Below are 9,970 nucleotides of genomic sequence, written 5' to 3'. Positions count from 1 at the left end.
TTTCCTGGTGCGGTGCCGCATGAGGGCGACACGGGGGTGTTGCGGGTGTCACAGTGGAGGTGGCTGCGGATCGGCAAGAAAGGGAAGAAAGATGGCTCAGTACACGGTCCGTCTACCCCGCACGATCGCGGCGGTCCGAGAGGCCCTGCCGGAGGATGAGGTCGCCGAGTTCAACGCGGCCATCGAGGCGGCCCTCATCGACGAACTTCCGGAGACGTTCAAATACTGGTTCATGATCGCCGTCCTGAACAAGGCGGGCCGGCTAGAGGATTTCCGGTCGAACCGGAGCCTCGCAACCGGTCACGGCATCCCCGTCGATGAAGCGTTCCCCGGCTTGCGGGAGCGCTGGGAGCGGGAGCGGCACCAACAAGCAGCATGAGGTACAGCCTGGTCTTCGAGATGGTGGCGACTGAGATCATCGCCACATTGCCCGAGGTTCCGCATGAACTGTTCACGTTGGCGTGTTTCGACATCGTCGATGCCCCGTACGGGCAGGGCGGCGTCCCCAAGCAAACATCTGATGGAGTCATCAGGCGCGCTTGGGCGGTTGGCGACATAGGGCTCATCGAATATCAGATCGATGAGAAAGCCCGCGTAGTCACGATCATCAGCGTTACGTACGTGCAGTAGCAGGAAGGAGCTCCGAGGGCCCGGTGGCGACCCGGGCCCTCGGTTCCTTCCGCCGAAGTCACCGATAGTTCGCGCGTGTCCGAATCCGCGAGAACACCAGCAGCACCGCCAAGGTGATCGTCATCATCACCGCGGTCACCGCTGCCGCGACGAACTGGTGCCCGCGGTCGTCCAGCGCGTAGATGCGCAGCGGCAGCGTCGTCCAGTCGGCCGAGTACACCATCGCCGTGGCGCCGAGTTCGCCCATCGACAGCGCGAAGCACAGCGCCAGCGAGCCGGTCAGCGCCGGCAGCAGCAGCGGCAGCTTCACCCGCAGCAGCGTGTAGTACGGCCGCGCGCCGAGCGAGGCCGCTGCTTGTTCGAACGCCGGGTCCAGGCGCGTCACCGCCGCCGAGACCTGCTGGAAGGCGTAGGCCGTCACCAGGATCGCGTGCGCCATCACCACGATGGTGTTGGTGCCGTTCAGCAGCACCGGACCCTGCGAGAACGCGACCAGCAGCGCCAGGCCGACGACGACCGACGGGACCGCGATCGGCAGCATGAACACCGTCTGGACCAGCGTCTTGCCGACGCGGTTGTGGACCGCGTTCAGGGCCAGGGCCGCCCACGTCCCGACCACCAGCGCGATCACGCTGGACAGCAGCGCGGTGATCAGCGAGGTCTCCAGGCCGTCGAGCGGGTCGGTGTGGAAGGCCGCGGTGATGTTGGAGAACGTGTAGGAGGAGGGGAAGGCGCCGTTCCACTGCCGGGTGAAGGCCGCCAGGACCAGCACGCCGAACGGCAGCCCGAACAGCAGCAGGAAGAAGAACCCGAAGACCGCCCAGGCGATCCTCTGCGATCTACGCGTGTACAGCAGCACGGCGGCCTCCAGACATCCGGGCGAGCAGGACGCGGTAGCCGGTGAACAGCGCCAGCGACAGCACGATGTTGATGACGGCCAGGGCGCACGCCCCGGCGTAGTTGGTCTGCTCCTTGGCGAAGTTCTCGATCAGCACCGGGAGCGTCTGGTACTTGGCGCCGGTGAAGGAGACGATGCCGTACTCGTTCATCGTCAGCATCAGCACCAGCGAGCCGCCGGCGAACAGCGCGGGCAGCGCCTCGGGCAGGATCACCTGCACGACGACGCGGCCGGCCCGGGCCCCGAGCGAGGCGGCGACCTCCAGCTGCCCGGTGTCGATCTGCGAGAACGAGGTCAGCAGCGGCCGCATCACGAACGGCGTGAAGTAGATCAGCTCTGCCAGCCAGATGCCCCACGGCGAGTACTCGACGAAGTTGATCGGGGTGTCGTGCCGCCCGCCGGTCAGCGAGGCGGCGATGTGGTTCACCATGCCGACCCGGCCGTACAGGAACATGATCGACACGGTGATCAGGAACGACGGGAACGACAGGAACACGTCGATGAAGCGCGACACCGCCTTCGCGCCGGGGAACGGCACGAACGCGATGATCAGCGCGAGCAGGAAGCCCAGGACGAGGCAGCCGGCCGTGGAGTAGACGGCCATCTGGATCGTGTTCTTGATGACGGTCCGAGTTCCCGGGTCCTTCAGGGTGTCGGAGAAGGACGTGGTCACCTTGAAGGGATTGCTCGGATCCGGCGGGCTGCCCTCGATCGCCTGCTTGACCACGAGGTAGAGCGGATACAGGAAAGCCGCGCCGAGCAACAGGACCGGGGGAGTGGACCAGAGCCAGGCGGCGGAGCGGCGGGGCTTGTTGGCGAGCGCCGCGCCGCGGTTGCCGGGCGTCACCGGCGAGGCGGGAGGGAGTTCGGTGACGGCGGTCATCGGGCGCCGCCATCGGCCGGAGCGGGGACTGGAGCGGCGTCGGCCGGTCCGCCGGCGTTCGAGGCCGGAGCGGCGCTCGGCGAGCCGGTCGCGCCAGCCGGAATCAGCACCGCGTCCTCGGCCGAGAAGTGCAACCACACCTCGTCACCGATCACCGGCGGATTCCGCAGCTCGTTGGTGTCCAAACGCACCTCGTGGCCGTGCACGTCGGTGAAGATCCGGTGCGCCGAGCCTCGCCACTGCACCTCGGTCACCGTCCCGCTGAACGCGTTGTCGTGGTGCTCGGCGGCGGCCAGGCCCAGGAAATGCGGCCGCAGACACAGCGTTCGCTGCTCCCCGGCCCCCGCCGGCTCGGCGCAGGTGGCCAGTACCGGATCCGTCCCCTCTGCGATCCGTACGCTGGCCCGGAACGAACCGTCCTCGTGCGGCGCACACTCCGTCACGGTCACCGGCAGCAGGTTCGAGTTGCCCACGAAGCCGGCCGCGAACTCCGTTCCGGGCCGCTTGTACAGCTCCCGGGCCGTGCCGACCTCGACCAGCCTCGCCTCGTTCATCACCGCGATGCGGTCGGCCAGGGTCAGGGCCTCGATCTGGTCGTGCGTGACATACAGGATGCTGACATCCGGCAGTTCGCGGTGCAGGCGCGCCAGTTCCGCGAGCATTCCGCTGCGCAGCTGTGCGTCCAGCGCCGACAGCGGCTCGTCCAGCAGCAGGACCGAGGGTTCGATGGCCAACGCCCGCGCGATCGCCACGCGCTGCTGCTGACCGCCGGACAGCTCGCGCGGGTAGCGCTTGGCGTACTGGGCCATGCCGGTCATGCGCAGGGCCTCGGCCACGCGGCCGGGGATCTCAGACTTGGAGACTTTCTGTGCCTTCAGCCCGAAGGCGACGTTCTGCTCCACGCGCATGTGCGGGAACAGCGCGTACTGCTGCACCACCATGCCCAGGCCGCGCTTGTACGGCGGCAGGTCGGTGACGTCGCGGCCGCCGGCGTGCACGCGGCCGGACACGGGCCGGACGAAGCCCGCGACCGCCCGCAGCGCGGTGGTCTTGCCCGAGCCCGAAGGCCCGAGCAGCGCGACCACCTCGCCGGGGGCGACGTCCAGCGTGAAGGAGTCGAGCACGACGGTTCCGTTGTAGGCGACTGTCACGTCGTCGAAGCGGATGCCTCCGGATCTGGGTGCTGATCGTCGGGCCGATGGGTCGGCTTCGGTGGCGGCCATGCTGACTCCTGCTCAAGAAAAACAGTCGAGAAATACAGTCGAGAAAAGCAGTGCGGAAACGGTTGCTGGCGCGCTCAGCTCGGGGTGCCGGTCGCGGCGTCCCAGGCCTTCACGTCGCTGTTGTAGTTCTGCGCGACCTGGTTCCAGTCCACCGGGAACACGGTCACGCCCTGCATCAGCGTGTTCAGGGCGGTGTAGTGGTCGTCGGTGGGCTTGATGTCGGTGCGGGCCGGGAAGCCGTAGGCCACCTTGGAGGCGTCCAGCTGCGCGGTCTCCGAGAGCAGGAAGTCGATCAGCTTCTTGCCGTTGCCGGCGTTCGGCGCGCCCTTGACCAGGCCGGCCATGTAGGGCAGGGAGAAGGTGCTGGGCTTGCCGTCGTTGCCGGCCGGGAAGAAGATCTTGTTGTTCGGGTACTGCGTCGTGCTGTCGACGTAGTTCATCTGTACGTCGCCGTTGGCCACCAGCAGGTCGCCGGTGTTGACCTTGCTCTCCAGGGCGCCGGTGGACTTGGACGGGCCGACGTTGTTGGACTGGAGCTTCTTGAAGAAGTCCCACGCCGAGTCGCGGTCGTCGCCGAAGGCGTGGATCGCCGCGATCATCACCGCGGTGCCGTCGCCGGCCACGCCGGGCGTGGAGTACTGGAGCTTCTTGGCGAACTTCGGGTCCAGCAGGTCGTTCCAGGTCTTGGGCGGGCCGTCCGGCAGCGCCTTGGTGTTGTAGATGAAGGACAGGTAGTTGCCCATCACCGCCTCCCACTCGCCGTTCTTGTCCACCAGCGAGGGGTCGACCTTGTCGACGCACGCCGGGGCGTAGGGCTGGAGCAGGCCGGAGGCCTCGGCCTTCTGGATGAAGGGCGGCAGGGTGACGATGACGTCGGCCTTCGGGTTCGACTTCTCGGAGTCGACCTTGGTCTCCACGCCGCCGGAGCCGTCCTCGGAGTAGTTCACGTGGATGCCGGTCAGGGCTGTGAACTTCTTGAATTCCTGGTTGTACCAGTTGTTGTCGTCCTTGGTGTCGTACAGACCGTCGGCGCTGTAGATGGTCACCTGCCCGCCGGAGCCGTCGGCCTTGGCCGGTGCGGTGGGCGCGGCGGCGCCGAGCGCCGGGCAGGAGGTGGCCGCGGCCGCGGCGGAGGTGGCGGTGCTGCCGCCGGTGGCAGCAGCCGCGGAGGAGCTCTTGGAGGAGGCACAGGCCGTCAGCCCGGTCAGTGCCAGGCCGCCGACGGCGATCAGGGCGCCGGCGCGGCGGATGCGCGGGCGGGACAGTACGTGCGACATTGACGAACCCTTCTAGGGGAATCTCCATGGACAGCGTGACCCAGAGCCAAGGTCTGCAAGTGACCGAAAGGTGATTTCCGAGTGGTCGTCGCAGGTGCTCCGTGAACCGCAGTTTTCCCTCGCGCACATAAGCCGCCAACCGCCGTACCGGCTATGGCGGCTATAGCGGAAGGCCTTGCCGCAGGCAGGTACGACAGGTCACCCCGGGGTTAACGCACTGTTCATCCAATTGCTCGCTGATGTGCTTCGATGCGTTCGCCGCCGCATAGCGTGCCGCTATCACTTCCATGCGGAAGAGCGGTCTTGGCGGATGCCCGCGCCTATCCCAAGGTAGGAACCATGGTTGATCATCTCCCTGTCCGCCCCGACCACCTCGGCAATTTCGTCGGCGGGGTCTGGGGCCCGGCCGCGGCCGGCGGCACCCGGGCCGACGTGAGTCCCGGCGACACCTCCGACGTGCTCGGCCGCTTCGCCGACTCCACGGCCGCCGACGCGGTGCGCGCGGTGGACGCCGCCGAGGCCGCCCTGCCGGCCTGGCGGGCCCTCGGGCCGATCAAGCGCGCCGAGTACGTGCGCAAGGCGGAGCGGATCATCGGCGAGCGCGAGGACGAGTTCGCCCGGGCGATCAGCCGGGAGCAGGGCAAGCTCTACAAGGAGGCGCTGGGCGAGGTCCGGCGCGGGATGGCGATCCTGGACTTCACCGCCGGCGAGGGCCGCCGGCTCAACGGGTACACCACGCCGGCCGAGGAGCCGCGGACCGTCGCGATGACGTTCCGGCAGCCGATCGGCGTGGTCGGGCTGATCACGCCGTGGAACTTCCCGCTGACCATCCCGATCTGGAAGGTCGCGCCGGCGCTGGTGGCCGGATGCACCAGCGTCCTGAAGCCCTCGCCGTTCACCCCCTACTCCGCGGCGCTGCTGGTGCAGGCCTTCGCCGACGCCGGGGTCCCCGACGGCGTGCTGAACCTGGTGCAGGGCGACCGGGAGCCGGGCGAGGCGCTGACGAACGACCCGCGCGTGGCCGGCATCTCCTTCACCGGCTCGCTGCCGGTGGGGCGCGCGATCCACATCGCCGGCGCCGGCCGGCTGATGAAGACGCAGCTGGAGCTCGGCGGCAAGAACGCGGTGCTGGTGCTGGCCGACGCCGATCTGGACAAGGCCGCCGCGGCGATCGTGTTCGGGGCGTTCGGGCAGGCCGGGCAGCGGTGCTCGGCGACCTCCCGGGTGGTGGTCGACGTCGCGGTGAAGGAGGCCTTGCTGGAGAAGGTCGTCGCGAAGGTGGCGGCCCTGAAGGTGGGGAGCCCCTTCGATCCGGACGCGGACGTCTGCCCGGTCGTCAACGAGGACCGGATGACCGCCTGCCTGGACGCGATCACCAAGGCCCAGGAAGTCGGGGCGAAGGTCGCGGTCGGCGGTCGCCGGCACACCGACGGCGTCCCGGAGGGCTACTACGTCCAGCCGACGGTGCTGCGCGACGTCCCGTGGGACTGCGAGATCGCGCAGGAGGAGATCTTCGGGCCGGTGCTGTCGGTCATCGACTGCGACGGCTTCGAGGACGCCATGCGCATCTCCAACTCCGTGAAGTACGGCATGTCCGGCACCATCTTCACGCAGAATCCGGCGCACATCTTCGAGGCCTTGGAGCGCTTCGAGGCCGGCATGCTGCACGTCAACCGCCCCGGCGTCGGCGCGTACGCGCACCTGCCGCACATGGGGGCCAAGCAGTCGCACTACGGCGCGCCGGAGTGCTCGCCGGAGGTCTGGGACTTCTACACCGAATGGCGGTCGGCGTGCATCAGCTTCTGAGTCCGCTGGGCCAGGCGCGGGTGATGAGCGCCGCCGAGGCGGTGCAGGCCTTCGTCGAGCCCGGCGCGGTGCTGGGCCTGGGCGGGCAGAACATCAACCGCTGCCCGATGGCGCTGGTGCACGAGGTGGTGCGGCAGGACATCGGCGACCTGACGGTCGTCGGCTGCAACCTCTCGCTGCCGCTGGACCACCTGGTCGCCGCCGGGCTCGTGGCCCGCACCGAGCAGGGCAGCGGCAACCTGGAGAAGTTCGGCACGCTGTTCAGCTGGCGGCGGGCCGTGGAGGCGAACCGGATCGAGGTGCGCGACTACTCGCATCTGTCGATGGCCTCCCGGTTCCTGGCCGGCGCGATGGGGCTGCCGTTCATGCCGGTGCGCTCGCTGCTGGGCTCCTCGGTGCTCGAGCGCCTCGTCGCCGAACAGGACGCGGTGGTCACCGCCGATCCGTGGAGCGGCGAGCCGGTGGTCCTGGTGCGCGCCTGCACCCCGGACGTGTCGCTGATCCACGCCAACGCCGCCGACGCCGACGGCAACGTGGTCATCGACGGCGTGACGAGCCACGAGGTGGACATGGTGCGGGCCTCGCGGCACGTGATCGTGTCGGTGGAGGAGGCGCTGCCGGCCGGGGCGTTCGACGACCAGCCCGAGCGCGTCACCATCTCCGGCGCGTATGTCAGCGCGGTCGTGGAGCAGCCCTGGGGCGCCTGGCCGACCAGCGTCTATCGCAAGTACGACTACTACGAATCCGAGATCGACGGCTACCAGAAGAGCGCCAAGGCCGGCGACGAGGGCCCGCGGGCGTTCCTCGCCGAAAACGTCGCGGCGCACGCCGATTTCGACGCCTATCTGGCCGCCGCCGACCCGGGCGGGTCGGCGCGGGCCGCGATGGCCGAGCAGATGCGGAGCCTGTTGTGACCGTGACCGGACCTGTGAGCGCCATCGGAGGCGACGCCGGCCGCGACGTTGGCCGGGACGTCGGCGGCGATGTCGGCGGCGGCATCGGCCGGGACGTCAGCGGCGATGTCGGCCGGGACGTCAGCGGCGATGTCTGCGCGCTGCCGCGCGAACTGCTGGTGTTCGAGGGCGCGCGGCAGATCGCCGACGGCGACTGCGTGATCGCCGGCACCGGGCTGCCGCTGCTGGCCGGCCTGGTGGCGCAGCGCACGCACGCGCCCAGCGCGCGGCTGCTGATCGAATCAGGGGTCGTGTTCCCGAAGGTGGTGCCCACACCGTTGTCGGTGGTGGACCCGCGGATCATGCACGCGCCGAGCAAGCTGGGCTCGCTGATCGAGTCGCTCGGCGGCTTCGTGCAGCGCGGCCTGGTGGCCACCGGGTTCCTGGGCGGCGCGCAGATCGACGCGCGCGCGAACATCAACTCCACCTGGATCGAGCGCGGCAGCGGCCGGGTGCGGCTGCCCGGCAGCGGCGGGGCCAACGACATCGCGTCCCACTGCGCCACGATCGTGGTGCTCACCAGCCACGAGAAGCGCCGCTTCCCGGAACGCTGCGACTACGTCACCTCGCCCGGCTTCCTGGACGGTCCCGGCGCCCGACGGCGGGCCGGGCTGAACCCGGTGCGGGTCAAGGTGGTCACCGACCTGTGCGTGCTGGAGGGCGACGACACGGTCGGCGAGCTGACCGTCACCGCGCTGATGCCCGGCGCCACGGTCGAGGACGTGCTGGCGAACACCGGCTTCACGCCGCGGGTGGCCGACCAGCTGGCGGTGGTCGCCGCCCCCTCCTTCGAGCACCTGGCGCTGCTGCGCGAGGTGCTCGATCCCGAAGCCCGCTATTTCCCTGAGCGACACAGCCCTGAGCGACACAGCCCAGAGCGGCACAGCCCAGAACGACACAGCCCAGAGCGACTGAAGAACGGAAACATCGATGGCTGAGAAGACCCCCTTCCACTGGAAGTCCAACATCGCGTGGAAGAACCGCGACCGGATCGTGGTCCGCGGCTACGACGTCAACGAGCTCACCGGCAACCTGGACTTCGGCCAGATGCTGTTCCTGGTGCTCAAGGGCGAGCTGCCGACCGAGGCGCAGGCGAAGATCACCAACGCCATGATGGTCTCGCTGGCCGAGCACGCGATGTCGCCCTCGTCGGCGACCGTCCGCTTCGCCACCTCCGGCGGCGCCGAACTCAACGGAGCGGTCTCCGCCGGCGTCGCGGCGATCGGCCGCCTGCACGGCACCGCCGACCGCCCGGCGAACATGTACATCGGGGTGGAGAAGCGCGCCGAGGACGAGGGCATCTCGATCGAGCAGGCGGCCGCGCTGACCGTCCAGGAGATGCGCGCCCGCCGCGAGAACATGCCCGGCTACCACCACGCGCAGCACATCCGCGACCCGCGCACCGTGCGCCTGCTGGAGCTGAGCGACAAGTGGGGCATCAGCGGGAAGTACGTGGCCATCGCGCGGGCCATGGAGGACGCCACCGAGCCCGTCTTCGGACGCCGCCTGTGGATCAACGGCCCCGGCGCGATGGGCTGCATCGGCCTGGACGCCGGCTACTCGCCGCTGGAGATGAAGGCCATGTTCATCACCGCGCGCTCCCTGTCCCTGTGCGCGCACTCGATCGAGGAGTCCACGCGCGAGAAGGGCTGGCGCGCCTCGGAGAACTCCGACATGGTGCAGCCGCTGTCGCTGCAGATGCAGGGGCCGGACTGGTACGACGGTCCGGCGGACCGGGGGCTGCCGGTGGGGTTTGGGGAGTAGGGGGCGGCTGGTCGGGTGGTTGCGGCCGATCTATTGCTTGCTTGGTGGCATTAGCAGCAGCAGCAGCAGTAGCAGCGTGGGCGTGGGCGTGGGCGTGTGCTCACGCTGATGGCAAGCAGGCAGCGTGGGGTGTGGAGCCTGCGCTCACGCTGCTGGTGCGCGCCGTGAGGGCCGGTCTCGGTTGGGCTGAGGCTCATAGGCATTTTCCTACGGCTTCGCGCATGGTTTACGGGATCCGCTGGTGGCGCAGTTCGGCTGAGCCACTTGTTTTGCGCTGGCGGCCGGCGGTTCGCGTATCCAAGACCGCGCGTCGGTCCGAGTCACTGCGCACGCGTCATGCGGGCGGCCGTCTGCCGCGTTTGGTGGGTGCCTAAGATCAAAGGCGGGTGCCTCCGGCGGGTGCTCTACAGCGGGGGGCGCCCCCTGCGGACCTGCTGAAACCGGCGGCCCGCGACTGTTCGGCTTTGTTTTCGTGCGTGGTGGCGCTGTGTGGTGCGGTGGCGGTGCTGCTTGTGGTCGCCATGTTCCGGGTCCCC

General features: G+C 69.1%; 10 protein-coding genes. 6 read left to right on the top strand and 4 right to left on the bottom strand.

Annotation, left to right across the window (positions count from 1 at the left end; translation table 11 throughout):
• Nucleotides 1–91: 91 nt before the first annotated feature.
• On the top strand, nt 92–379 hold the full coding sequence (locus ABIA35_RS29570; RefSeq protein ID WP_370342158.1) for a hypothetical protein: 288 nt from the start codon (nt 92–94) through the stop codon (nt 377–379).
• Nucleotides 376–630: a hypothetical protein gene (locus ABIA35_RS29565; RefSeq protein WP_370342159.1), complete on the top strand. Its 255-nt coding sequence runs from the start codon at nt 376–378 to the stop codon at nt 628–630. The genes ABIA35_RS29570 and ABIA35_RS29565 overlap by 4 nt, the downstream gene beginning before the upstream one ends.
• A gap of 58 nt (nt 631–688) precedes the next feature.
• Here the strand turns inward: ABIA35_RS29565 and ABIA35_RS29560 are convergent, their stop codons facing one another.
• The 4 genes from ABIA35_RS29560 to ABIA35_RS29545 form a co-directional block, all read right to left on the bottom strand.
• Complete coding sequence (locus ABIA35_RS29560; protein WP_370342160.1) at nt 689–1,489, bottom strand: ABC transporter permease; 801 nt, start codon at nt 1,487–1,489, stop codon at nt 689–691.
• Nucleotides 1,470–2,411, bottom strand: coding sequence for a 2-aminoethylphosphonate ABC transporter permease subunit (locus ABIA35_RS29555; RefSeq protein WP_370342162.1), 942 nt, complete (start codon nt 2,409–2,411; stop codon nt 1,470–1,472). Before ABIA35_RS29555 ends, ABIA35_RS29560 begins: the two co-directional genes overlap by 20 nt.
• Nucleotides 2,408–3,634, bottom strand: coding sequence for an ABC transporter ATP-binding protein (locus ABIA35_RS29550; RefSeq protein ID WP_370342163.1), 1,227 nt, complete (start codon nt 3,632–3,634; stop codon nt 2,408–2,410). Before ABIA35_RS29550 ends, ABIA35_RS29555 begins: the two co-directional genes overlap by 4 nt.
• 74 nt (nt 3,635–3,708) lie before the next feature.
• The gene (locus tag ABIA35_RS29545; protein ID WP_370342164.1) at nt 3,709–4,911 is read right to left on the bottom strand and encodes a 2-aminoethylphosphonate ABC transporter substrate-binding protein; all 1,203 of its coding nucleotides are present in this window, start codon (nt 4,909–4,911) and stop codon (nt 3,709–3,711) included.
• 339 nt (nt 4,912–5,250) lie between these two features.
• On the opposite strand from ABIA35_RS29545, the gene ABIA35_RS29540 reads away from it, so the two are divergent.
• From ABIA35_RS29540 to ABIA35_RS29525, 4 genes are read left to right on the top strand one after another with little or no spacing between them, the layout of a single operon-like run.
• Nucleotides 5,251–6,717, top strand: a complete 1,467-nt coding sequence (locus ABIA35_RS29540; protein ID WP_370342165.1) for an aldehyde dehydrogenase — start codon at nt 5,251–5,253, stop codon at nt 6,715–6,717.
• Entirely contained in the window at nt 6,702–7,631 is a 930-nt protein-coding gene (locus tag ABIA35_RS29535) for a CoA transferase subunit A (protein WP_370342166.1), read from the top strand. The genes ABIA35_RS29540 and ABIA35_RS29535 overlap by 16 nt, the downstream gene beginning before the upstream one ends.
• Nucleotides 7,632–7,645: 14 nt before the next feature.
• Nucleotides 7,646–8,608 (top strand): CoA-transferase subunit beta, encoded by a 963-nt coding sequence (locus ABIA35_RS29530; RefSeq protein ID WP_370342168.1) that lies wholly within the window; start codon nt 7,646–7,648, stop codon nt 8,606–8,608.
• Nucleotides 8,601–9,434, top strand: coding sequence for a citrate/2-methylcitrate synthase (locus tag ABIA35_RS29525; RefSeq protein WP_370342169.1), 834 nt, complete (start codon nt 8,601–8,603; stop codon nt 9,432–9,434). The genes ABIA35_RS29530 and ABIA35_RS29525 overlap by 8 nt, the downstream gene beginning before the upstream one ends.
• Nucleotides 9,435–9,970 lie beyond the last annotated feature (536 nt).

Source organism: Catenulispora sp. MAP12-49 (genome assembly GCF_041262705.1).
In the GTDB taxonomy this organism is placed as follows: Bacteria; Actinomycetota; Actinomycetes; order Streptomycetales; family Catenulisporaceae; genus Catenulispora.
This window is presented reverse-complemented; position numbering and strand designations above follow the sequence as displayed.